Source organism: Microbacterium sp. B19 (assembly GCF_000333395.1).
In the GTDB taxonomy this organism is placed as follows: Bacteria; Actinomycetota; Actinomycetes; order Actinomycetales; family Microbacteriaceae; genus Microbacterium.
On sequence record NZ_BADA01000349.1, the window covers coordinates 1 to 23,610 of the forward strand.

The 23,610-nt window shown below is 71.7% G+C and carries 21 protein-coding genes and 1 riboswitch; of the genes, 8 read left to right on the forward strand and 13 right to left on the reverse strand.

The window, feature by feature from the left end; all coding sequences use genetic code 11:
* Positions 1 to 16: 16 nt before the first annotated feature.
* Positions 17 to 1,210: a thiolase family protein gene (locus I5G_RS12195; protein WP_022879305.1), complete on the reverse strand. Its 1,194-nt coding sequence runs from the start codon at positions 1,208 to 1,210 to the stop codon at positions 17 to 19.
* A 349-nt stretch (positions 1,211 to 1,559) separates the two neighbouring features.
* On the opposite strand from I5G_RS12195, the gene I5G_RS12200 reads away from it, so the two are divergent.
* The gene (locus I5G_RS12200) at positions 1,560 to 2,453 is read left to right on the forward strand and encodes an ABC transporter ATP-binding protein (RefSeq protein WP_022879306.1); all 894 of its coding nucleotides are present in this window, start codon (positions 1,560 to 1,562) and stop codon (positions 2,451 to 2,453) included.
* Positions 2,450 to 4,072 (forward strand): ABC transporter permease, encoded by a 1,623-nt coding sequence (locus tag I5G_RS22230; protein ID WP_022879307.1) that lies wholly within the window; start codon positions 2,450 to 2,452, stop codon positions 4,070 to 4,072. Before I5G_RS12200 ends, I5G_RS22230 begins: the two co-directional genes overlap by 4 nt.
* 259 nt (positions 4,073 to 4,331) lie before the next feature.
* Here the strand turns inward: I5G_RS22230 and I5G_RS12210 are convergent, their stop codons facing one another.
* Complete coding sequence (locus I5G_RS12210) at positions 4,332 to 4,910, reverse strand: TetR/AcrR family transcriptional regulator (protein WP_022879308.1); 579 nt, start codon at positions 4,908 to 4,910, stop codon at positions 4,332 to 4,334.
* Positions 4,911 to 4,978: 68 nt separating this feature from the next.
* Between I5G_RS12210 and I5G_RS12215 the strand changes: the two genes are divergently transcribed.
* Positions 4,979 to 5,953, forward strand: coding sequence for a zinc-binding dehydrogenase (locus I5G_RS12215; protein ID WP_022879309.1), 975 nt, complete (start codon positions 4,979 to 4,981; stop codon positions 5,951 to 5,953).
* 290 nt (positions 5,954 to 6,243) lie between these two features.
* Here I5G_RS12215 and I5G_RS12220 read toward each other — a convergent pair whose 3' ends face one another.
* From I5G_RS12220 to rlmN, 4 genes are all read right to left on the reverse strand, one after another.
* Positions 6,244 to 6,708, reverse strand: coding sequence for an NUDIX domain-containing protein (locus I5G_RS12220; RefSeq protein ID WP_022879310.1), 465 nt, complete (start codon positions 6,706 to 6,708; stop codon positions 6,244 to 6,246).
* On the reverse strand, positions 6,708 to 8,420 hold the full coding sequence (locus tag I5G_RS12225; RefSeq protein ID WP_022879311.1) for a DUF4407 domain-containing protein: 1,713 nt from the start codon (positions 8,418 to 8,420) through the stop codon (positions 6,708 to 6,710). Before I5G_RS12225 ends, I5G_RS12220 begins: the two co-directional genes overlap by 1 nt.
* A 144-nt stretch (positions 8,421 to 8,564) precedes the next feature.
* Positions 8,565 to 9,578, reverse strand: a complete 1,014-nt coding sequence (locus I5G_RS12230) for an aldo/keto reductase family protein (protein ID WP_022879312.1) — start codon at positions 9,576 to 9,578, stop codon at positions 8,565 to 8,567.
* A 64-nt stretch (positions 9,579 to 9,642) separates the two neighbouring features.
* Positions 9,643 to 10,941, reverse strand: coding sequence for a 23S rRNA (adenine(2503)-C(2))-methyltransferase RlmN (rlmN, locus tag I5G_RS12235; RefSeq protein WP_022879313.1), 1,299 nt, complete (start codon positions 10,939 to 10,941; stop codon positions 9,643 to 9,645).
* A 172-nt stretch (positions 10,942 to 11,113) separates the two neighbouring features.
* Here rlmN and I5G_RS12240 point away from each other — a divergent pair, with 172 nt between their 5' ends.
* From I5G_RS12240 to I5G_RS12255, 4 genes are all read left to right on the forward strand, one after another.
* Positions 11,114 to 12,022, forward strand: coding sequence for a PRD domain-containing protein (locus I5G_RS12240; RefSeq protein ID WP_022879314.1), 909 nt, complete (start codon positions 11,114 to 11,116; stop codon positions 12,020 to 12,022).
* 189 nt (positions 12,023 to 12,211) lie between these two features.
* Positions 12,212 to 14,068, forward strand: a complete 1,857-nt coding sequence (locus I5G_RS12245) for a beta-glucoside-specific PTS transporter subunit IIABC (protein WP_022879315.1) — start codon at positions 12,212 to 12,214, stop codon at positions 14,066 to 14,068.
* A 19-nt stretch (positions 14,069 to 14,087) separates the two neighbouring features.
* A complete protein-coding gene (locus tag I5G_RS12250; RefSeq protein ID WP_022879316.1) occupies positions 14,088 to 15,503 on the forward strand; it encodes a glycoside hydrolase family 1 protein in 1,416 nt (471 codons plus the stop codon).
* A gap of 58 nt (positions 15,504 to 15,561) precedes the next feature.
* Positions 15,562 to 16,407: an HAD family hydrolase gene (locus I5G_RS12255; RefSeq protein ID WP_022879317.1), complete on the forward strand. Its 846-nt coding sequence runs from the start codon at positions 15,562 to 15,564 to the stop codon at positions 16,405 to 16,407.
* A 193-nt stretch (positions 16,408 to 16,600) separates the two neighbouring features.
* Here the strand turns inward: I5G_RS12255 and I5G_RS12260 are convergent, their stop codons facing one another.
* From I5G_RS12260 to I5G_RS12275, 4 genes are read right to left on the reverse strand one after another with little or no spacing between them, the layout of a single operon-like run.
* Positions 16,601 to 17,434, reverse strand: a complete 834-nt coding sequence (locus tag I5G_RS12260; RefSeq protein ID WP_022879318.1) for an NAD(P)-dependent oxidoreductase — start codon at positions 17,432 to 17,434, stop codon at positions 16,601 to 16,603.
* On the reverse strand, positions 17,431 to 18,207 hold the full coding sequence (locus I5G_RS12265) for an enoyl-CoA hydratase/isomerase family protein (protein WP_022879319.1): 777 nt from the start codon (positions 18,205 to 18,207) through the stop codon (positions 17,431 to 17,433). Before I5G_RS12265 ends, I5G_RS12260 begins: the two co-directional genes overlap by 4 nt.
* Positions 18,204 to 18,965, reverse strand: coding sequence for an SDR family NAD(P)-dependent oxidoreductase (locus I5G_RS12270; protein WP_022879320.1), 762 nt, complete (start codon positions 18,963 to 18,965; stop codon positions 18,204 to 18,206). The genes I5G_RS12265 and I5G_RS12270 overlap by 4 nt, the downstream gene beginning before the upstream one ends.
* 45 nt (positions 18,966 to 19,010) lie before the next feature.
* Positions 19,011 to 20,021 (reverse strand): hypothetical protein, encoded by a 1,011-nt coding sequence (locus I5G_RS12275; RefSeq protein WP_022879321.1) that lies wholly within the window; start codon positions 20,019 to 20,021, stop codon positions 19,011 to 19,013.
* Positions 20,022 to 20,096: 75 nt separating this feature from the next.
* Here I5G_RS12275 and I5G_RS12280 point away from each other — a divergent pair, with 75 nt between their 5' ends.
* Positions 20,097 to 20,591 (forward strand): GNAT family N-acetyltransferase, encoded by a 495-nt coding sequence (locus tag I5G_RS12280; RefSeq protein WP_022879322.1) that lies wholly within the window; start codon positions 20,097 to 20,099, stop codon positions 20,589 to 20,591.
* 25 nt (positions 20,592 to 20,616) lie between these two features.
* Here the strand turns inward: I5G_RS12280 and I5G_RS12285 are convergent, their stop codons facing one another.
* The 3 genes from I5G_RS12285 to I5G_RS12295 form a co-directional block, all read right to left on the reverse strand.
* Positions 20,617 to 21,405, reverse strand: a complete 789-nt coding sequence (locus I5G_RS12285; RefSeq protein WP_022879323.1) for an energy-coupling factor transporter transmembrane protein EcfT — start codon at positions 21,403 to 21,405, stop codon at positions 20,617 to 20,619.
* A complete protein-coding gene (locus tag I5G_RS12290; RefSeq protein WP_022879324.1) occupies positions 21,402 to 22,853 on the reverse strand; it encodes an ABC transporter ATP-binding protein in 1,452 nt (483 codons plus the stop codon). Before I5G_RS12290 ends, I5G_RS12285 begins: the two co-directional genes overlap by 4 nt.
* Positions 22,853 to 23,482 carry an ECF transporter S component gene (locus I5G_RS12295; protein WP_022879325.1) on the reverse strand — a complete coding sequence of 210 codons (630 nt, stop codon included), beginning with the start codon at positions 23,480 to 23,482 and terminating at the stop codon, positions 22,853 to 22,855. The genes I5G_RS12290 and I5G_RS12295 overlap by 1 nt, the downstream gene beginning before the upstream one ends.
* Positions 23,474 to 23,583: riboswitch (TPP riboswitch) on the reverse strand. (Overlaps the previous gene by 9 nt.)
* Between the last annotated feature and the right edge of the window lie 27 nt (positions 23,584 to 23,610).

The window sequence follows — 23,610 nt, forward strand, 5'->3', positions numbered from 1 at the left end:
TTGACCCCTCACGCAGCTAGAAACGGCGAAGCAGCGCGGTCAGGGCCTGGCCGCCGCCGATGCACATCGTCACCACGCCGTACTCCAGGTCGCGGCGCTGCAGGTCGAGGGCGGCGCGGACCGTCAGGATCGCGCCGGTCGCCCCGACCGGATGCCCGAGCGCGATCGCGCCGCCGTAGGGGTTGACCTTCTCGGGGTCGAGGCCGGCCTCGCGGATCACCGCCACCGCCTGCGCCGCGAACGCCTCGTTCAGCTCGATCACGTCGACGTCGGCGGGTGTGAGCCCGGTCTGCTCCCACAACCGCTGCAGCGCCAGCACCGGGGCGTATCCCATGATCTCGGGGTCGACGCCGGCCGTCGTCACGGCTTCGAGGGTCGCGAGGCCGGTGAGGCCCCGCTCCCGCACGTCGTCCTCCCGCATGAGCACGGTCGCGGCCGCGCCGTCGTTGATCCCCGAGGAGTTGCCGGCCGTCACGGATCCCTCCGCGGCGAACACGGGCCGCAGCCCCGCGAGTACCTCGAGGGTCGTGCCGGGGCGCGGGTGCTCGTCCGTCGTGACCTCGACCGGCCGCTTGCCGCCGGTCGTCACGGGCACGATCTCCTCCGCGAACGCCGCACGGCTGGCATCCAGGGCCGCCCTGCGCTGGCTCTCGACGGCGAAGGCGTCCTGCTCGGCTCGGGAGACGGAATAACGGGATGCCACGGTCTCGGCGGTCGTGCCCATGTGGCGGCCGCTGAACGGGTCGGTGAGGATCGCGAGCGTGCCGTCGAGGAGTTTCCGGTCGCCCAGCCGCGCGTTGCCCCGGGCGCCGTACTCGAGGAACGGCGTGCGCGACATGCTCTCGTCGCCGCCCGCGACGACGACGTCGACGCCGCCCCAGCGCAGCTCCTGCGCACCGGACCAGATCGCCTGCAACCCCGACCCGCACAGACGGTTGACGGTGAACGCGGGCACCCGGGTCGGCAGTCCCGCGGCGAGCGCGACGCGGCGCGCGTTGTAGGCGTCGGGTCCGTTCTGCGCGATGCAGCCCATGATCACTTCGTCCACGGCATCCTTCGGCACCCCCGCGCGCTCGAGGGCGGCCGACACCGCGACGGCGCCGAGCTCGTGCGCGTCGATGCCGGACAGCACGCCGCCGAAGGAGCCGATCGGGGTCCGCGCCCCCGCGACGAGCACGATGCGGGGCGGGGTTCCGGTTGCTGCGTTCATCCGGGCCTCCGTGCACGACGTCGTGAGGCGTTCAGCCTACGCGGCGGGCGCCGCGGACCGGCCGCGGCGGGGCGGGGGCGAGGGCGGGGGCGGGGGCGAGGGCGGCCGGGGCGAGGGCGGCCGGGGCGGGTGTGGACCCGCGAGACTGCACGCGCCTGACTAACCCACTGCAGCCTGCAACCGAAATGTCAGGCGCATGCAGTCTCGCGGTCGCGAACCCCGCGCCCGCGCAGCCGCAGCCGGGCCCCGCGCAGCCGCAGCCGCGCCCCGCACCCGCGCCCACCCCAGCCCGGAGCGCCGTCAAGCGCGAGGGTGGCAGCCGCGCGCCGGGCGGCGTAATCTCCGCGGCATGGACGCGGTGATCCGCACGGTGGGGCTGCGCAAGTCCTACGGTCGTACGAACGCCCTCGACGGTCTCGACCTCGAGGTGTCGGCAGGGCAGATCCACGGCTTCCTCGGGCCGAACGGCGCCGGGAAGTCGACGACGATCCGCATCCTCCTCGGCCTCGCTCGGTCGACCGGCGGGACCGCAACGGTGTTCGGGAACGACCCCTGGCGCGAGGCGGCGCGCCTGCATCGACGTATCGCGTACGTCCCGGGCGACGTGAACCTCTGGCCGGGGCTGTCGGGCGGCGAAGCCATCGACCTGCTCGCGCGGCTGCGCGGCGACGGGCGCTCCGTGGCCTACCACGACGAGCGGGCGCGGCTCCTCGAGGCGTTCGACCTCGACCCGCGCAAGAAGGGCCGGTCGTACTCGAAGGGCAACCGGCAGAAGGTCGCGCTGGTCGCCGCGTTCGCTGCGCCCGCCGACCTGTTCGTCCTCGACGAGCCGACGAGCGGACTCGACCCCCTCATGGAGGTCGTCTTCCAGCGCGAGGTGCGGCGGGTCCGCGACCGCGGAGCCACCGTGCTGTTGTCGAGCCACATTCTGTCCGAGGTCGAGCAGGTCTGCGATCGGGTCAGCATCATCCGCGCCGGCCGGGTCGTCGACGACGGCACGCTCGACGATCTCCGGCACCTCACCCGCACGCAGGTCTCGTTCGCCGACGCGGGCGGCGACCTGCCGCCCCTGCCCGGCGCGCACGAAGTGCAGCGGCGGGACGGGCGCGTGCACCTCACCGTCGACACCGCCGAAGTGGCATCCCTCCTCCCCGCGCTCGGGGCGCTGGGAGTCCAGGCGCTGCGCGTCGAACCGGCGTCGCTCGAGGAGCTCTTCCTCCGCCACTACGGGTCGCAGCCGTGACCGGATTCCCGCTGCTCCTGCGTGCGCGATGGCGACGGGATGCCGTGCAGCTGACGATCTGGATCGCCGGTGCCCTGCTGCTCGCCGCATCGGCGGTGGTCGGGGTGCGCGGGACGTTCCCGGACGAGAGCGACCGCGCCACGCTGCTGGCCACCGCGGTCGCGAACCCCGTGGTCCTGCTGTTCCGGGGCCTGCCGTCGGGGACCGACGAGGGCGCGTTCACGGCGTTCCTGATCCTGCCGTTCGTCGCGCTGCTCGCGGCGCTCATGAGCACGTTCCTCGCCGTGCGCCACACCCGAGGAGACGAGGATGCCGGCCGCGCCGAACTCATCGCCGTCACCCCCGCGGGCCGGGGCGTTCCGCTGGTCGCGACGGTGGTGCACGGCATCCTGGCGAACGTCGTCCTGGGGGTTCTGGTTACCCTGGCGTACCTCGCGATCGGGTTCGCCGCGGCGGGGAGCGTGCTCATGGGCCTGGCGAGCGCGCTCACCGGCATCGCGTTCTTCGGCGTGGGGCTCGTCGCGGCGCAGGTCGCCGCCTCCGCGCGGACGGCGAACACGATCGGCGTGTGGGCCGTGCTGCTGAGCTACCTCGCGTGCGGCCTCGGCAATGCCCTCGGAACCCCCAGCGACGACCTGCAGCGCATGACGAGCGCGCCCCTGGCGTGGGCGTCGCCGTTCGGATGGGCGGAGAACACGCGCCCGTACGACTCGAACGCGGCCGGGACGCTCGCGCCGTTCGCGGGGGTCATCGTCGTCGCCCTCGTGCTGGCATTCGTACTGTCGCGGGCCCGCGACCTCGGCGATGCGTTCCTGCCCGCGCGCGGCGGGCGCGCGACGGCGAGCGCCGCGCTGTCGGGGCCGATCGGGCTGGTGTGGCGAGAGGCGCGGGGCTCGCTCCTCGGGTGGACCGTGGGCGGGGCGATCGTGGGCGTGATGTCGACGCGACTCGCGGCCGCGATCTCCGACATCGGCGACTCGATCCCGTCGGTGCAGGCGCTGCTGCAGTCCCTCGCGTCGCAGGGGTCGCTCGCGCAGGGCGCCATCGAGGTGTTCTTCACGCTGGCCGGGGTGCTCGCGGCGTGCGCCGGCATCCAGACGATCACGCGCGCCCGGCAGGATGAGGCCGCGGGCCTCGCCGAGCCCGTCCGTGCGGCCGGCGTCGGACCGGTGCGGTGGGTGGCGGCGTACCTGGTCGTGGCGGTGGCCGCCGTGCTCGCGTGCCTCGCCGCCGCCACCGCGGGTGCGACCCTCGGCCAGCTCGCGACCGACGCCTCCCAGACGGATCTGATCCGGGATGCCGCGGTGGCGGCGGCAGGGCAGGCGGTTGCGGCTCTGACGCTCGTCGTGGTCGCCGCGCTGGTCGTCGTGATCGCTCCCCGGTTGTCACTGCCGGTGGGCTGGGCGCTGGTGGGGGTCGCGACCGTGGTGGGGCTGTTCGGCCCGCTGCTCGGACTCTCGGATGCCGCGGTCGACGCGTCGCCGTTCGCCGCCGCACCCCGCATCGACGGGGATGCCCTGGATCTCCGCGGCGGCGCCTGGCTCGCCGTCGCGGTGGTCGCCGGGGCGACGCTGCTCGCGGGCGCTGCCCGGCGGCGCGAGCTCGCCCCGGAGCGGTGAGGCGGCGCGAGGTCGGCCGCGGCGCGGTGAGGCGGCGCGAGGTCGGCCGCGGCGCGGTGAGGCGGCGCGAGGTCGTCCCCGGCGCGAGGTCGTCCCTCCGGATCGCCGAGACTGCACGCCCCTGACAACTCCACTGCAGCCTGCAACCGAGTTGTCAGGCGGATGCAGTCTCGCGGCCACACGCGGCCACGCGCGGCCACGCGCGGCCACGCGCACCCGCGCGACGACAGCGGGCGGCTCGCGGCCGATGGCCCGCGCCCTACCCCCAGGAATCGAGCGTCGGCGGGATGGATGCCAGCGTGGCCACGGCCGCATCACGATCGGCGCGGGCGAGGGTCAGCGCCGCCACCACGAGCGACGCGCACACGGCGGAGAGGGAGTCCACGGCATCCGGGGTCAGGTCGGGACGCCGGTCGGCGACGGCGGCGCGGATCGCGGCGCGCATCTCGGCGGCGTACCCCGACACGAGCGCGCGGACCTCGGCGTCGTCCGAGGCCAGGGGCGATGAGCCGGCGTTGAGCAGCAGGCAGCCGAGACGGGCACGCGGGGTGTCGGCCGCGATGGCGGCGCGCATGTCCTCGACGTACGCCTCGAGCGCGCCGGGATCGCCGCCGCCGAGCGGCCGCAGCCGCGTGCGCACGACGTCGTCGAGGTAGGCCCCGAGCACCGCGTCGAAGAGGCCGCGCTTGCTGCCGAAGGCGTTGTACAGGCTCGACCGTGTGAGTCCGGTCGCGTCCTCGAGCTCGGTGATCCCCGCCTCGGCGTACCCGCGCTGCCAGAACACGTCGCGCGCAGCGTCGACCACCGCGCGGCGGTCGAACGTCGGCATCCTGCCCATGGGTTTCCTTCTTCCCGATCCGGGTCTATATTAGACCGGTCGTTACAAAATAACCACCAAGGAGAGACATGCGCGCCATCGTGCACCCCCAGTTCGGCGAACCGACCGACGTCCTCGACGTCGAAGACGTCGAGACCCCCGAGCCCGGCCCCGGCCAGGTGCGGCTGCGCATCCTTCTGTCTCCGATCCACAACCACGACCTGTGGACGATCCGCGGCACCTACGGGTACAAGCCCGAGCTCCCCGCCCGCGCCGGAACCGAGGCCGTCGGCATCGTCGACGCGCTCGGCGAGGGCGTCGAGGGGCTCGAGGTCGGCCAGCGCGTCGCCACCGGCGGAACCTTCGGCGTGTGGGCCGAGTACGTCGTCGCCCCCGCGGCGGGCCTCATCCCTGTCGCCGACACCCTCCCCGACGAGATGGCCGCACAGCTCGTCTCCATGCCGTTCAGCGCCATCAGCCTGCTGCACTCGCTCGACCTGAAGGCCGGCGACTGGCTCGTGCAGAACACCGCCAACGGCGCCGTGGGACGCATGGTCGCGCAGATCGCGAAGGCCCGTGGCATCCATGTCCTGGGTCTGGTGCGCCGCGAGAGCGCCGTCGACGAGCTCGCGCAGCAGGGCATCATGAACGTCGTCTCGACCGACGCCGACGACTGGCGCGACAAGGCCCTCGCGATCATCGACGGCGGACGCGTCGTCGCCGGTGTCGACTCGGTCGGCGGCTCGGCGGCGAACGACGTGCTGTCGCTGCTGTCCGAGAACGGCACGCTCGTGATCTTCGGCTCGATGGGCGAGAGCAAGCTCGAGCTGTCGGCGGGCGACATCATCTTCCGCCAGGCGACCGTGAAGGGCTTCTGGGGCAGCGTCGTCAGCAAGACGATGGATGCCGAGACCCGCGGCGCCCTCTTCGGCGAGCTGTCCCGCTACCTCGCCGACGGCACCGTGACGCTCCCGGTCGCGGCGACGTTCGCGCTCGAGGACGTCCGCGACGCCGCCGCCGCGAGCTTCTCGCCGCGCGTCGGCAAGGTGCTGCTGCGCCCGTAAGCCCTGGGGCGTCGTCCCCCTTGCTCGGGTGTCCAGAACACGCCGTTGCGGCCCGCCCGCATGCGGCGTGTTCTGGACACCCGGCGTTCGGGGCGCGCGCGGCGGCGGAGTGGGCGCGGCGGGAGTTCAGTGTCCAGGACACGCGGACCGACCCGCATGGCATCCGCGTGTCCTGGACACTCAACGTGGGAGACGGACGACACCGATGTTCGGTGTCCAGAACACGCCGTTGCGGCCCACCCGCATGCGGCGTGTTCTGGACACTCGGCCAGGGCGACGAGGCGAACGCCTCAGGCGAGCAGGCGCTCCAGCGCGTCGAGCGCGGGGCGCTGGCCCTTCACGAGCGCCTCGCGGGCGGCATCCAGGTCCATCCATTCGGCCCGGTCGACCTCGGGGAACGACGCCGTGCGGCCCGATCGCGGCGGCCACTCCATCTCGAACTCGCCGAACACAAATCCGGATGCCTCGAACTCAGCGCCGTCGAGGGCGAACACGATGAGCTTCTTGCCGGACGTCGCGGCGAAGGTCCCGAGCTCGGCCCACTCCCCCGCCGGGGGTTCGAGGCCCAGTTCCTCGCGGAACTCGCGGCGCGCGGCATCCCGGGGCTGTTCGACTCCGGGGTCGAACTCGCCCTTCGGGATCGACCACGCGCCGGCGTCTTTGCGCGCCCAGAACGGGCCGCCCATGTGCGCGATGAGCACCTCGAGCGCGGGATGCCGCCGGTACAGCAGCAGTCCCGCGCTCCAGGCGACCATCAGACGCTCGCCGGGACGCGTGCGGCTTCGTCGGCGATCACGTCCGCGCGCTTGCGGAACGTGCGGGCCGTGACCCGGTCGAGGGCGATCTGTCCGCGCATGCGCTCGGCCTTCTCGTACAGCGACGGACCGCCGAACCCGGTGAGCACCTTCACCAGCACCGGCAGCAGCTCGATCATGAAGAACAGCGCGGCGATGAGCCAGTGCGCCCACCGCAGCGTCGGCTCGCGCTCGGACAGTCGCTCGAGCGCCGAGATCTGGCTGAGCAGACCCACCGCCCCGGCGTTGCCGTTCGCCACCGACGCGGCGCGATCGTTGTAGGCCGTCAGGGCCGACTCGTACTGCGCGCGGGCGGCGGGGAGCTGATCCTCAGCCTGCTGCTTGTTCTGGTCGGCCGATGCGGCGGCGGCCTCGGCGCCGGCCGAGTTCGCGGTGGCCAGCGACGTCTGCGCCTGCTGCAGCTGCGCGGCCAGCGCGTCGTACGACGACTGCGCCTGCGCGAGCTGCGCCTTCGCGGCCTCGGAGCTGGCGCCGTCACCGGCGACCCCGGTGCAGCCGGGCACCTGTCCCGCTCCCTGCCCGGTCAGCTCGCACTGATACACCGCACGCGCCTGGTCGATCACGGTCTGCTGCGCGGCGAGCTGCTGCGTCAGCTGATCGACGGTCTGCTGCGCGGCGGCGGCCTCGGCCGACGTCGACGAGGTTCCGGCGACGATTCCGGTCGCGGCCTGGTTCTCCAGCGCGGCGACCTGGGCGCTCGCGGCATCCAGGGCCTGCTTCTCGGGACCGTTCGTCACGGCATCCTGATCGCTCAGCGCCTGCGTCACGTTGGTCGAGTTGACCTCGCGGACGATGTCGTTCTGGAACACCTGCAGCACCAGCGGCTCGGCGACCACGATGCCGATGAGCGCCGCCATGATCACGCGTGGGAACGCCAGGCCGAGCAGCCGGAAGACGTTCTTCGTCGACCGCATGGTCGAGGTGAGGAAGCGGTCGAGGTTGAAGATGATGAGGCCCCACACCAGCGCGAGCGGGATCGCGAGGAAGATGCTGATCCGCACGCCCGTGAGCAGCGCGAACATCATCGACAACGACGAGACGAGCGCGGTCCCGGCGAGCACGAGGAACATCTGCACGAAGCGCGGAACCTCTTCGGGCACCTCGTCGAGCACGTCGTTGTCGGCGCCACCGAGCACCGCCATGCGCCGCACGAGCGACAGGCTGGGGCGGCGGGGATCGGCGCGACGCAGGCGCGGCGGACGGGGATCGGATGCCACGGGCGCGGGGAACGGCGCAGCCTCGGGCAGCACGGGTTCGGGCTCTGGCGCCGCGGGCTCGGACGCGGGCGGGGCGGGCTCGGCGGGCGCGGCCTCCGCCTCGGCGGGCGCGGCCTCCGCCTCGGCGGGCGCGGCCTCCGCCTCGGCGGGCGCGGCCTCAGCGGCGGAGGGCTCCGCCGCGGCGGGCGCCGACTCGGCCGCGAACGGCTCGGGCTCGGGCCACTCGAACGGAGCGGTGTCGTCATCACCGGCGGGCGGTGCGCCCCAGGGCTCGGTGGGGTCGTCGAGGGTCACGGCGTCGGCCGACGCGTCGGCGTCGTCACGCTGCTGGGCGAGGATGTCGTCGAGGTACTGGGGCTCGCGATCGTCGTCCGTCGTGAACTCGATACGGCCGTCGGAGCCGAAGCGACCGGGCCGGTGAGCGGAAAAGGACATTCGCACAGGGTACGACGCCGATCCTGACGCCGCCTGAGCGCGGCCTGAGGTCCCACCCGGAGCGCGTTCCCGCCGCGCCGTGCCCCCACCCCCGGACACGCGCGAGCGGGCCGGGCGTGACCGCCCGACCCGCTCGCGCGTTCGTCAGACCAGGCGCTGCTTCGGCGAGACCTCGTACGTGTTCTCGGGGTCGGAGAACACCGCGTCACCCAGGGCCGTGTCGATGGCCGCGAGGGTGTCGGCGTCGAGCGTGACGCCGGAGGCCTTCACGGTGTCGGCGAGCTGCTCGGGACGCGAGGCGCCCACGAGCGCGGCGGCGATGTTGGGGTTCTGGAGCACCCACGCGATCGCCAGCTGCGGCATGCTGAGCCCGGCCTCGTCGGCGATGGGCTTGAGCCGCTGGACGGCTTCGAGCACGTCGTCGCGGAGGAACCTCTTGATGAAGTTCGCTCCGCTCTTCTCGTCGGTCGCGCGCGAGCCGTCGGGCACGGGCTGACCGGGCAGGTACTTGCCGCTCAGCACGCCCTGCGCCATCGGCGACCAGACGATCTGCGAGATGCCGAGCTCTTCGCTCGTCGGCACGACCTTGCCCTCGATGACGCGCCACAGCATCGAGTACTGCGGCTGGTTCGAGATGAGCTGGATGCCGAGCTGCTTGGCGAGCGCGTGTCCTTCTCGCAACTGCTCGGCAGTCCACTCGGACACACCGATGTAGAGCGCCTTGCCCTGACGCACGATGTCGGCGAAGGCCTGGAACGTCTCTTCCAGCGGGGTCTCGTAGTCGAACCGGTGCGCCTGGTAGAGGTCGACGTAGTCGGTGCCGAGACGCGTCAGGGAGCCGTTGATCGAGTCCATGATGTGCTTGCGGCTGAGACCGGTGTCGTTGGGGCCCATGGGACCGGTGGGGAAGTACACCTTCGTGAAGATCTCGAGCGACTCGCGCCGGTGACCCTCGAGGGCCTTGCCGAGCACGACCTCCGCCGCCGTGTTGGCGTACGTGTCGGCCGTGTCGAACGTCGTGATGCCCGCGTCGAGCGCGGCGTGCACGGTCTGGATCGCGGCGTCGTCTCCGACCTGCGAGCCGTGCGTCACCCAGTTGCCGAGGGTGATCTCCGAAATCTTGAATCCACTGTTGCCGAGGTAGCGATAACCGACCATGGGTCAACGCTATCGGCGGCATCCGACATCGAGGGTCGTCTTCCGTAGGACGGAAGGGAATCCGTCAGCCGACCGGCGTCTCCGCCGCGGCGGCCTCGTCTTCCTCGGTCGCGACGAGCTGACCGCACGCGCCGTCGATCTCTTTCCCGCGGGTGTCGCGCAGGGTCGTCGGGATGCCGGCGTCGTTGAGGCGACGCACGAACTCGTTCTGCACGGGCACCTCGGAGGCGGTCCAGATCGAACCCGGCGTCGGATTCAGCGGGATGGGGTTCACGTGCACCCAGCCACGGCCGCGGGCGTTGAGCTTCTCGGCCAGCAGGTCAGCACGCCAGGCGTGGTCGTTCATGTCCTTGATCAGGGCGTATTCGATCGAGACGCGGCGCCCGGTCTTGTCGAAGTAGGCGCGAGCGGCATCCAGTGCCTCGTCGACCTTCCAGCGGGAGTTCACCGGGATCAGCTCGTCGCGCAGACCGTCGTCGGGCGCGTGCAGCGACAGCGCGAAGGTCACCGGGATGTCCTCGTTCGACAGCTTCGTGATCGCCGGGACGAGCCCCACCGTCGACACCGTGATGCCGCGGGCGCTCATGCCGAGGCCGTGCTCCTTGTCGACCATGACGCGCACGGCCTGCATGAGCCGCGCGTAGTTGGCGAGCGGCTCCCCCATCCCCATGAAGACGATGTTGGTGACGCGCTCGTCCTCGTGACCCACCTTGCGGGGGTCGCCGAGACCGCCCGCGCGGATCAGCGCGTTCGCGCGCACCACCTGGTCGACGATCTCGGCCGCCGACATGTTGCGCGTGAGGCCCGCCTGCCCGGTGGCGCAGAACGGGCAGTTCATGCCGCACCCCGCCTGGCTCGAGACGCACAGCGTGATGCGCCCGGGGTACCGCATGAGCACCGACTCGACGAGCGCGCCGTCGTGCAGCTTCCACAGGAACTTGATGGTGTCGCCGCGGTCGGTCTCGAGGCGACGGACCTCGGTGAGCAGCGGGGGCAGCAGCCCCGCGACGAGCTCTTCCCGACCGGATGCCGGCAGGTCGGTCATCGCGGCCGCGTCGGACGTGTAGTGGGTGAAGTAGTGCTTCTCGAGCTGCTTCGCCCGGAAGCCGGGGAGCCCGAGCTCCTTCACCTTGGCGACGCGCTCTTCGGCGGTGAGATCGGCGAGGTGGACGGGCGGCTTGCCGCGCTTGGGGCTCGCGAACTGCAGGAGCGGGCGGCCCGTCTCGTCCTTGGCCTGCTGCCAGCCTTCGGTCTTCGGCCGCACCTGGCGGGGCTTCGTCTCGCGGATGCCGGTGTCGGCCGGAGCCCCCGCGGGACGCACCTGCCGGGGCGGGGTCTCGCGCACGGGGGTCTGATCGGTCATACCTCCCAGGGTACCGGCGGGCGCCTGCACCGCGGCTGGGCGCGGGCTTGGCCGCACAACTCCGGCAACACCGGCCCTCCCCACGACCCTCCGCGTGCAGAGCCCGCTCCTGCAGGAGTTGTGCAGATGGATGCCGCACACCCCGCGACACGGCGGCCCTAAACTGCATCCCATGCCCGGTGCCGGTGACGTCTCCCTCCCGCCCGGCGGCGTGCAGAAGCTCCTGAACAACAACGTCGTCGTGTCGATCGACGCCGACGGCCGCGAACGGGTCCTCATGGGCCGGGGCATCGGATTCCAGCTCAAGCACGACGGCCGCATCGACCCGGGGAGCGTCGAGAAGACGTTCGTCCTCGACCAGGCGAGCGACACCGCGCACGCACGGAAGCTCCTCACCGACGCACCGTATGCGCTCGTGCAGGCGGTCCTGCGCGCCGTCGACGAGGCCGAGCGGGAGCTGGGCCGCGACCTCGGTCGGCGCTTCCCCCTCGCCGTCATCGACCACGTGCACTACGTCGTCGAACGTCTGGACCAGGGCATTCGGATCCCCGGCACCTCCATGCCCGAGCTGCGCATCCTCCACCCCGATGAATCGCGCGTCGCCGAGCACATGGCGGCGTCCATCGCGGCATCCCTCGAGCGGGAGCTTCCCCCCGAAGAGGGCGTCTTCCTCACGATGCACCTCCTCAACGCCACGCGCGACGAACCGAACGGCACCGCCGCCCTGCTGTTCCGCCGCGTGCAGCACGTCGTCCGTACCGTCGAGACGGGTCTCGGCACGGCCCTGGACACCGGCAGTGCCGACTACGCGCGCTTCATCCTGCACGTGCGCTTCCTGCTACAGCGCCTCGTCGACCGCACGATGCTCGCCAGCGGAGACTCGTCGTTCTTCGAGTTCGCGAAGCACCGCTACCCGCGGTCGTTCGGCATCGCCGAGTCGGTGAAGGCGTACGTTCTCGCCGCGACGGGCTCGGCCCTCACCGACGAGGAGGTGCTCTATCTGATCGTCCACGTCGAGCGCCTCGCGACGAGCATGGGGCGCGGCGACACGTCTGGCGCACCCGAAGCCCCGGTGCTATAGTCGCCGTCGCAGGTGCATTCCTGCCGACGATTTCCGGATTGTTACCGCGCGAGCGGGCAAGACCTGAATCCACATCGCTGACGAGCGATGAACGGATTCGGGTCTTTTTTATTGCCCGAAACCTTCCGGAGCGTCGCCCGAACATCTCGAAGAGGCCGCACAGGAGCGGCGAAAGGCAGGCGGATTCCGATGGTGGATCACGCGAAGACAGCGGCGGGCGTTCTCGCCGGCGTCGGTGGAGAGAACAACGTGCAGTCGCTCGTGCACTGCGCGACGAGACTGCGCTTCGTCCTGAAGGACGAGAGCAAGGCGGATGCCGCGGCGATCCGCGCCGTCCCCGGTGTCATCACCACCGCGCAGGCGGGCGGGCAGTACCAGGTCGTGATCGGCAACGACGTCCCCGACGTGTATGCCGCGATCCAGGCGCAGACGAAGGTCGGCGGCGGCGACGCCGGTGCCGACGAGGGGCCGAAGGGCAACCTCTTCAACCGCTTCATCAAGATGATCTCGGCGATCTTCACGCCGATCCTGTGGGCCCTCGCCGGCACCGGTCTGCTGAAGGCGTTCCTCGCCGCGGCGGTCACGTTCGGCTGGATGGATGCCACGACCACCACCTACACGATCCTCAACGCGCTCTCGGACGCGTTGATCAACTTCCTCCCCCTGGCTCTGGCGATCACCGCGGCCCGGTACTTCAAGGCCTCCGAGTTCACGTCCTTCGCGATCGCCGGCGCGCTGGTGTACCCGTCGATCACGGCCCTCACCGGCGCTCCGGACGTGACGTTCTTCGGCATCCCGGTGACGATGGTGAGCTACGTCTCCAGCGTCATCCCGGTCATCATCGTCGTGTGGCTGCAGAGCCACGCCGAGCGCTTCCTGCTGAAGGTCCTCCCCGGTGCCGTGCGCCGCTTCGTCACCCCGATGCTCATCGTGCTGGTGGCCGTGCCGCTCGTGTTCGTCGTGATCGGACCGATCTCGGCGCTGATCGGCGGCGGTCTCGCCTCGGGCATCGGCTGGGTCTTCCAGACCGTGCCGTGGCTCGGCGGCGCGATCATGGGCGGTCTGTGGCAGGTGTTCGTGATCTTCGGTCTGCACTGGGGCCTGGTCCCGCTGTTCCAGCTCGAGTACCAGACCACGGGCATGATCCTGCTCATCGGCCCCGTCTTCGCCGCCGTGCTCGCCCAGGCCGCGGCCGTCGCCGGCGTCCTCGTCCGCACCCGCAACAAGAACCTCCGCTCGCTCGCCGCCCCCGCGACGCTCTCGGGCTTCCTCGCCGGCATCACCGAGCCCGCGATCTACGGCATCAACCTGCCGCTGAAGCGCCCCTTCGCGTTCGGCGTCGTCGGCGGCGCCCTCGGTGGAGCGATCATCGCGATGGGCGGGGTCTTCTCGACGGCCTTCGTCGTCCCGTCCGGCCTGGCCCTCCCGGCGCTGCTCGGCAACGGCAACATGGTCCTGCTCGGCATCGGCCTGGCCGTGGCGATCCTCGTCCCGTTCCTGCTCACGGTGCTCGTCGGCTTCCGCGACCCGGTCGACGAGGCCGCCCCCGCCGCCCCGGCCACCGCGACCGACACCGTGGTGCTCAACCCCGTCGACGGTTCCGTCGTCGCCCTGAGTGAGGTGCCGGATGCCGCCTTCGCCGACGGTTCGCTCGGCAAGGGCGTCGCCGTCCGGCCGACGTCCGGCGCGGTCTACGCCCCCTTCGACGCCACCGTCGTCGCGGCCTTCCCCACCGGCCACGCGATCGGTCTGCGCGGCGTCGACGGCGTGGAGCTGCTGATCCACGTGGGTCTGGACACCGTCAAGCTCGGCGGCGAGCACTTCACGCTGACGGTGGAGTCCGGCACCGAGGTGAAGGCCGGCGACCTGCTGCTCGAGTTCGACGGCGATGCCATCGAGCGCGCCGGCTACGACCTGATCACCCCGGTCATCGTGACCAACGGCGACCTGTACCCCGACGTCGCCGACGTGGCATCCGGACCTCTCTCGCACGGCGAGACGCTGTTCCGCGCCGTGTCCGTCGACTCCCTGTCCGTGACCCGCTGATCCCCCAGGAGACCCACGCATGAGCAACACCCCCTTCCCCGACGGCTTCCTCTGGGGCGGCGCCACCGCGGCGAACCAGATCGAGGGCGCGTACGACGTGGACGGCAAGGGCCTCTCGGTGCAGGACGTGATGCCCCGCGGCATCTCCGGTCCGCGCAGCGAGCGCCCGACGCCCGACAACCTCAAGCTCGTCGGCATCGACCACTTCCACCGCTACGCCGAGGACATCGCGCTGTTCGCCGAGATGGGCTTCTCGGTCTACCGCTTCTCGATCGCGTGGAGCCGGATCTTCCCGAACGGCGACGAGACCGAGCCGAACGAGGCGGGCCTGGCGTTCTACGACCGCGTGCTCGACGAGCTCGAGAAGCACGGCATCGAGCCGCTCGTGACGATCTCGCACTACGAGACGCCGCTGCACCTGGCCGAGGCGTACGGCGGATGGACGAACCGCGCGCTCATCGGCTTCTACGAGCGCTACGCCCGCACCCTGTTCGAGCGCTTCGGCAGCCGCGTGCGGTACTGGCTGACGTTCAACGAGATCAACTCGCTCCTGCACGCGCCGTTCATGAGCGGTGGGATCCCGATCCCCGAGGGCGGCGTCCCGAAGAACGATCTGTACCAGGCGATGCACCACGAGCTCGTGGCCTCCGCCCGGGCCACCCGCATCGCCCGCGAGGTCGCCCCCGACGCGAAGGTCGGGTGCATGGTGCTGTCGATGCCCATCTACCCGCTCAGCCCGTCGCCCGTCGACGCGCTCGCGGTGATGGATGCCGACCACGGCAACCTCGTCTACGGCGACGTGCACACGCGCGGCGAGTACCCCGGCTACTTCCTGCGCACCCTGCGCGAGAAGGGCATCGAGCTGGACATCACCGACGAGGACCGCGCCGACCTGAAGAACACGGTCGACTTCGTCTCGTTCAGCTACTACATGTCGATCGCCGAGACCGGCCACCCCGAAAAGCGGGCCGCCGGCGAGGGCAACATCATGGGCGGTGTGCCCAACCCGACGCTCCCCGCGAGCGAATGGGGCTGGCAGATCGATCCCGTGGGCCTGCGGCTGGTGCTCAACCAGTTCTGGGACCGCTGGCAGAAGCCCTTGTTCATCGTCGAGAACGGACTGGGCGCCCGTGACCAGCTGGTCGAGGTCGACGGCGAGAAGACGGTCGTCGACGACTACCGCATCCAGTACCTCAACGACCACCTCGTGCAGGTCGGCGAGGCGCTGGAGGACGGCGTCGACGTGCTCGGCTACACGTCGTGGGGGTGCATCGACATCGTCAGCGCCAGCACGGCGCAGCTCAGCAAGCGATACGGTTTCATCTACGTCGACCGCAACGACGACGGCTCCGGAACCCTCGATCGGTACCGGAAGAAGTCGTTCCACTGGTACGCCGACGTCATCCGGACCAACGGCGCGTCCCTGACCCGCTGATCCCATCGATCGGATCGGCCCCGGGCCCTTGCGGCCCGGGGCCTTTCCGCGGAGAACCATGACCCGCATCGCCTTCCTGGACGTCGACGGCACGATCCTCGAGCACGGCTCGATCATCGCCCCGTCCACCGTCACCGCCATCCGCCAGGCCCGCGCCAACGGCCACCTCGTGTGGCTGTGCACCGGCCGCGCCGACGGCGACATCCATCCCGACGTGAAAGCGATCGGCTTCGACGGCGCGATCAGCAACGGTGGGGCCTACGCCACGCGCGGCGGTGAGCTCGTCGTGCAGCACCCGATGCGCCGGGACGACGTGGCCGCGATCGAGGACTACTTCGTGGCGCATGGCATCCACTACTTCCTCCAGACGCACGAGGCGGTGTTCTCCTCTCCGGGCATCGAGCCGATGATGCGCGAGTACGTGCGCGCGCGTCTGGCCCACCGGGCGGCCGAGATCGCCGCGCTCGGGCTCGACGTCGAACCGACCACGTCGATCCCCCGCGCCCGGCCGCTGGCCGAGATCGACCGCGACAGCGTCGCGAAAGCCGTGTTCGTCAGCCCCGCCCCGGACACGGTTGCCCACGCCGGGGTCGAGCTGGGCGAGCGCTTCCATGTCATCCCGGGGTCGATTCCGCTGCCCGGCGGGTCGAACGGCGAGATCGGGCTCAGCGGCGTCACGAAGGGCTCGGCGATCCTCGAAGTGCTCGCGCTGCTCGGCCTCGACCCGGCGGATGCCATCGGCATCGGCGACTCCTGGAACGACGTCGAGATGTTCGAGGTCGTCGGCACCCCCGTCGCGATGGGGAACGCCGTTCCGGAGCTGCAGCGCCTCGCCGGCCGCGTCACGACCGCGGTCCTCGACGACGGCGTGCACAACGCCTTCGCCGAGCTGGGCCTGCTCTGACGCCGCGCCCCTCACTCCGATAAACGGCATCGGCGGTGAGAAACGACGCGACAACGCGTTTCTCGCCGCCGATGCCGTTTATCGCTGAAGAGGCCCGCAGCCGCACGGACCACGGACAGGCCCGCACGGACCGCGCACAGGCCCGCAGCCGCACGGACCGCGCACAGGCCCGCGGCGTCGCGTCCGTCCTGCCTCAGTCCAGGAAGATGTCGGGGTACATCGCCTCGTCGGGCGTTCCGGGAACCGCGGCGTAGCCGGAGAAGTCCGTCACTCCGGCAGCCGCCAGCACGTCCTCGACGATCAGCGTCTGGCCGGTGAGCTCGCGCGACGGGGACGTGAGCACTTCGTACGCGGCATCCGCGTAGATCTCCGGCGTGCGCGAGACGCGCATGAGCCGGTCGCCGCCGATGACGTTCTGCACCGCCGCGGTCGCGATCGTCGTGCGCGGCCACAGGGTGTTGGCCGCGATCCCGGCGTCGGCGAACTCCGCGGCGAGGCCGAGCGTCGCCATCGTCATGCCGAACTTCGCGAGGCTGTAGCCGGTGTGCGCGCCCAGCCACCTCGGCGTGACGTTCAGCGGCGGAGAAAGCGACAGGATGTGCGGGTTCTCGGCGTCCTTCAAGACGGGCACGGCCGCGCGCGAGAGCAGGAACGTTCCGCGCACGTTGACGTCCTGCATGAGGTCGTACTTCTTCGTCGCGAGGTCGAGCGACCCCGACAGGTCGATGACGCTGGCGTTGTTCACCACGATGTCGACGCCGCCGAACTCCCCCACCGTGCGCAGCACGGCCTCGGTGATCGACTCCTCGTCGCGGACGTCGCCGACGATCGGCAGCGCCTGACCGCCCGCGGCCCGGATCGCGTCGGCCGCGGTGTGGATCGTGCCCTCGAGCTTCGGGTGCGGGGTGTCGGTCTTGGCGAGCAGCGCGACGTTCGCGCCGTCGCGTGCGGCGCGCAGCGCGATCGCGAGGCCGATGCCGCGGCTGCCGCCCGACATCAGGATGGTCTTGCCGGCGAGCGTGGTCATGAGCGTCCTTTCGCGGAGGCGGCGGCGAAGGCCGCGACCCGCGCCCGCGCCTCGGGGGTCTCGAAGGCCGCGCCGATCGTGGCGGCCTCGTCGGCGAGGTTCTCCGCGAACGTGCGCCCCGCACCGACGCGCACGAGTCGCGTCGCCTGACCGAACGCGGCGGTCGCCCCGGCCAGCCAGAACCGTGCGATCTCCTCGACCCGCGACGCCAGATCCGTGGATGCCACGACCTCGGCGACCAGCCCCCACTCGAGGGCCTCCGCGGCGTCGATCATGCGGTCCTGGAGCAGTAGCTGCAGTGCTCGGCGCTGTCCGATCGCGGCCGGGAGCAGCGTCGAGACGCCGAGGTCGGGGGTGAGGCCGATGTTCGCGTAGCGGCTGACGAAGCGCGCCTTGTCGCTCGCGACGACGTAGTCCACGGTGAGCATCAGTCCGAGCCCGCCGCCCGCGACCGCCCCCTGGACGGCGGCGACCATCGGCAGCGGCGCCTCGACGAACGTGCGGATGCCGTCGTGGATCGCCTCCGCGGTCTCGGTCACGTCGGCACCGGACGCGCCGGTCGTCGCCATGGCCACGACGTCGCCGCCGGCGCAGAACGCGGGGCCCGTGGCATCCAGGATCACCGCTCCGACCGACGAATCGGAGGTGACCTCGTGCGCGACCTCGCGCCAGCGGCGGGCCATCGGGAAGTCCATCGCGTTGAGCGACGCCGGGCGGTCGAACGTGACGCGGGCGAGACCGCCCTCGACGTGGAGCAGGATGCCGTCGGTCACTTCGGCGCCATCCGGATCGCGCCGTCGAGGCGGATCGTCTCGCCGTTGAGGTAGCCGTTGTCGACGATCGCGAGCACGAGCCGCGCGTACTCGTCGGGGGCGCCGAGCCGCGAGGGATACGGCACCTGCTGACCGAGCGAGTCCTGCGCGGCCTGCGGCAGCCCCTTGAGCATGGGCGTCTCCATGATGCCGGGGGCGATCGTGACGACCCGGATGCCATGGCGGGCGAGCTCGCGCGCGATCGGGAGGGTCATCGCGTGCACGCCACCCTTGCTCGCCGAGTACGCGGGCTGGCCGATCTGCCCGTCGAAGGCGGCGACGCTCGCGGTGTTGACGATGACGCCGCGGTCGCCACCCTCCGTCGGCTCGGACGCGGCCATGAGTGCCGACGTCTGCGCGATCACGTTGTACGTGCCGACCAGGTTGATGCGGACGAGCCGCTCGAAGTCGGCCAACGGCGTGGGCTTCAGGTCGCGGTCGAGCACCTTGGCGGGCGGCGCGATGCCGGCGCAGTTCACCGCGACCCGCAGCGGACCCGCCTCCGCGGCGAGCGCCGCGGCCGCGGCGACCTGCTCGGCGTCCGTGACGTCCGCCGCCGCGAACGTGCCGCCGAGTTCGTCGGCGACGGCCGATCCCGGCGAGGACGGCAGATCGACGATCGTGACGTGGGCGCCGGCGGCGGCGAGGCGACGCGCGGTGGCGAGACCGAGCCCCGAGGCCCCTCCGGTGACGAGGGCGGATGCTCCCGCGATGTCCATGCGTTCTCCTTCGAAGCAGAAACTCAGTGTCACTCTACCCGGGACTCAGGTTCGCGGCAGACGGCTCCGCGACCAGCGGATCCTGCGCCGCAGGGGCGTCCGGATCGCCCCCGTGGACGCCCCGTCCGCGAGCAGCGTGATCTCGTCGGCGCTCCAGCCGAACTGCGAGCGGAGGCACTGCGCGATGGCCGTCACGGGCTGCGCGACTCCCACCTCGATCCCGCGCGGCACATCCGCGGCGTCCGGGTCGAGCGTGCGTCCCGCCTCGCGGAGGTCGCTCACCAGCCCGCGCATCCGATCCGTGCCGTAAGCGGCCGACGCGAGGTCCCAGTCCCCCAGGACGACGACCGCTCCCGCGGGGCGATCCTCGGGACGCGCGGGTGCGGTGCGACGACCCGCGAAGAGACGGACGACGGCGATCCCGATCAACAGCACCGCGAGGCATCCCGCGGCGGTCACCGGGGTGAATGAGAACACCGCGGTATAGACCGCCGAGTCCAGCCCCAGGAGGAGGCCGACGAGGAGGCGGACGACGCAGAACACCGCGTACCCGCCGCACGTCACCATCAGCAGGCGCATCGGTGCCCACGGCTCGACGTCCGAACGCGCGGCCGCCACGCCGCAGGCCGCGGACACCACGGCGAGCACGGCGACCTTGACGACGCCCGACGCCGGGATCGGCGCGACCGCTGACACGAGCGCGACCCCCAGGCCGACGGCGACGACGGCCACCGACCAGCGCCGCGCGCGATCACCCGACAGCACGCGGAGCGCGATGAAGAAGACCGCCGGAGCGAGCACCATCGCAGTGTCGCCGACCACGCGCGGAACGATCCCGCCACCGGCGATGAAGATCAGGTACATCACGCTCGACCCGACCGCCGCGAGGCCCGCGACCGCGGTGAGGCGCAGGAACAGCGTCGGAGCTCCCGGCTTGCCGAGCCGCGGAAGCGCGACGAACAGCACCGCGGCCGAAACAGCGACGCTCACGGCCACCAGACCGAACGAGAATCCCATCGCGCCCCCGGACTCACCCAGCCCCGACGAGAAAAGCACGTTCCGATTAGGCAGGACCAGCGTCGGATCCGCAAGTGCCTATCGTCCCGCGGCGACGCTCTCTAGGCTCGTCGGGTGGGTGATCCCGGCTTCCGCATCGAGACCGTCGACGTCGATGATCCGCGCGCGATCGAGCTGCGCGGCATCCTGGATCTCGATCTCGACGAGCGCTACGGCGGTTCCAACGCCGACGATCCGCCGGGCAGGGCGGAGGAGCGCGCGGCGGCCCTGGCGGTCCACGCCGACGAGGTCGTGGCGACTTTTCTGGCGATGGATGCCGATGGCTCGGCGCTCGGCCACGTGCTGCTGCGCCGCCTCGGCGAGGAATGGGAGCTGAAGCGCCTGATCGTGACGGACGCCGCGCGCCGACGCGGCGTGGGCCGCGCGCTCACCGAGGCGGTCGTCGCGCGGGCGCGCGAGGGCGGTGCCCGCCGCGTGATCCTGCAGAGCGGCCCGATGCAGCCCGAGTCGCTCGCGCTGTACGCGGCGACCGGATTCACCCCGATCCCGGTCTACGAGCCGTACGTCGCGACGATGCCGGAGTCGCTCTGCTTCGAGCGCGTCCTCTGACCCGCGCCGCCTCACCCCGAACGCCTCACCCGCCGACGAAGCGGAACGCGCCGGTCCACACGGCGACGATGAGCGCCGCGGCGATCAGCACGATCGCTCCGGCGAGCGCGACGCCGTCGCGCGGGTGCAGGCGCGACGGGCGCGACCACGTCCGCTCGACGGGCGCTCCGAAGCCACGGGCCTCCATCGCGGTCGCGAGGGTCGTGCCGCGCCGGACGGCGAAGACGAGCAGCACGAACGCCATTCCGAGGAATCGCCGCAGCGCGCCGTGGTCGCCGAGGCCGCGCGCGCGGCGCGCGAGGGTCATCGTGCGCCAGTCATCGACGAAGAGCCCGACCGTGCGCGCACCGGCGAGGATGCCGAGGACGAACCGACTCGGCAGCTTCGCGACCTGGGCCAGGCCGTCGGCGAGCTCGGTCGGATCCGTGCGACCGAACAGCAGGATCGTGGGGAGGCCCAGCGCGACGACGCGCAGCATGACCGCCAGGGACAGGGCGATCGAGTCGTCGCTCACGGTGGCGAACAGGAACTGTCCGTAGACGGTTCCGCCCGGCTTCGCATAGAGCAGCATGCTCACGCCGGCGACGGGCGCGAACACGACCACCGGCACGAGCCGCCGCAGGACGGTCTTCCACGCCAGTCCCGTGAGCGACACGCACGCGAGTTCGAGCACGATCGCGACCGACGCGCTCACCGGGTCGAGTGTCGCGAACAGCGGCACCGACAGCACGAGCGCGATGACGATGCGCGTGACGGGATTCACGCCGTCGAGCCAGGGCCGGGTGCGCTCGGGCACCGTGAGCGCCGCGGTCATGCGGCGCTCCCGAGGACGATGCGGTGCTGCCCGAGGTGCCGGATCACGTCGGCGTCGTGCGTGACGGCCACGACGGTGCGTCCGCGCGCGATCTCGCGCTGCAACAGCGCGACGAGCTCGCTCCAGCCGCGCCGGTCCTGACCGAACGTCGGCTCGTCGAGCACGATCACGGCGGGAGACGACGCGAGCACGGTCGCAACCGACAGCCGTCGCTTCTGTCCGCCCGAGAGAGTGAACGGGTGGGCTTCGGCGAGGGATGCCAGGTCGAGCCGCTCGAGCAGCTCGTCGACGATCGCGTCGACCTCGGCCGCCGGCATCCGCAGCGCCCGCGGGCCGACGGCGAGTTCTTCGCGCAGCGTCGAGGCGAGGAACTGGTGCTCGGGCTCCTGGAACACCGTGCCGATGCGCGTGAGGAGTTCGGTCGACCGCCAGCGCGACGGACGTCGCACCCCCCGCGCGGCGAGCGACGGCGCGGCGAAGACCTCGCCCGCGAGCTCGGGCAGGAGCCCTGCGAGGGTCAGCGCGAGCGTCGACTTGCCCGCACCGTTGGGTCCCGTGACGACCGTGCCCGCGCCCTCCGGAACGACGACGTCGAGCCCCGCGCGCACGGGCGTCCGGCGCTCACGACCGATCGTGAGAGCGGATGCCGAGAGCGTGGCATCCATCGACGGGGTGGCCGGAGCGAGCACGGGCAGGTCGACCGGACGCCCCGGCACCCACACGCCCGCCGCGGCGAGCGCGTCGCCGTGCTCCGCGAACACCCACGCGGGCGGGCCGTCGGCGAGCAGCCCGCCGCCCGGCGCGAGGACGATCACGCGCGTGACGAGGTCGGCCCACACCGCGGTGCGATGCTCGATGAGCACGAGGGTCGTCTCGTCGCGGGAGACCACGCGTTCCACCGCGGCGCGCACTTCGCGCACTCCGTCGGGGTCGAGGTTGGCGGTGGGTTCGTCGAGCAGCAGCAGCCCCGGGCGCATCGCAAGCACGCCGGCGAGCGCGAGCCGCTGCTTCTGCCCTCCCGACAGCGCCTTCGTCGGGCGGTCGAGCGGCACGTCGAGTCCCACGGATGCCAGCGCCTCGGCGACGCGCGAGGGAATGGCATCCGCGGGCAGACCGAGGTTCTCGCAGCCGAAGGCGACGTCGTCGCCGACCTTCGACAGCACGACGCCGGCCTCGGGGTCCTGCAGGACGAGGCCGATGCGTCCGCGCTGCGCCTCGGGGGGTTGCCCGTCGACAAGGATGCGGCCCGTGGCCTCGCCCTCGTCGCTGCCGCCGAGGAGGCCGGCGAGACCGGCGAGCAGCGTCGACTTCCCGGCCCCGGAGGCGCCGAGCAGCAGCACCCGCTCCCCCGGTTCGATCGTCAGGTCGACGCCGCGGGTGGCCGGCAGCCGACGTCCGGCGTACCGCCACCCCCAGCCGTCGACGTCGACGCGCGCCGGATGCGGCATCAGACCTCTCTGCGGCGTTCGCGTCCCGCGGCGAAACGGCTGAGGGCGCCGCTCGCGGCCAGCGCACGGACGAGCAGCCAGCCCACGACACCGCCGAGCACCGCGCCCGAGACGATGAGCGTGGTCAGGTACAGCAGGTTGAACTCGGCGGTCTTCGCGATGTTGCCGGTGAAGAACTCCAGCACCCACGCGCCGACACCGGCGCCCGCACCGGCGAGCATCGCGACCGGCAGCGAGAAGCGGAGGTACAGGAACGCGAGGAAGATCAGCTCGGCGCCGAGGCCCTGCGCGAGGCCCGAGTAGATCGTGCTGATGCCCCACACGTTGCCGATGAGGGCCGACACGATCGCGGCGATGACCTCGACGAGCAGCGCCGCCCCGGGCTTGCGGATGATGAGGCCGCCGACGACACCGCCGAGCAGCCAGATGCCGACCGCGATGCCGCCAAGGCCCGGCGTCAGGCCGTCCATCGCGGTGAACCAGAGGCCGCCGACGGTGTTCCAGCCCCAGAAGACGAGACCGATCGCGACGCCCAGGACGGCGGTCACGACGATGTCGACGACCCGCCAGCGGAAGCGGTCGGACGTGGCGACGGCGGGGGCCGTCCGGGCAGACGTGGACGTGTGCATTTCTCTCCTCCCTGCGCCGGCATGATCCGGATCAGGTTCGACGGTCGAAGCGTGGGTCGCTTCCTCTCAGCCCGGCTCACCGGACTCCCGTGGTTGTGAAACCCGAGTATAGGGCCGTGCCCGGGGTA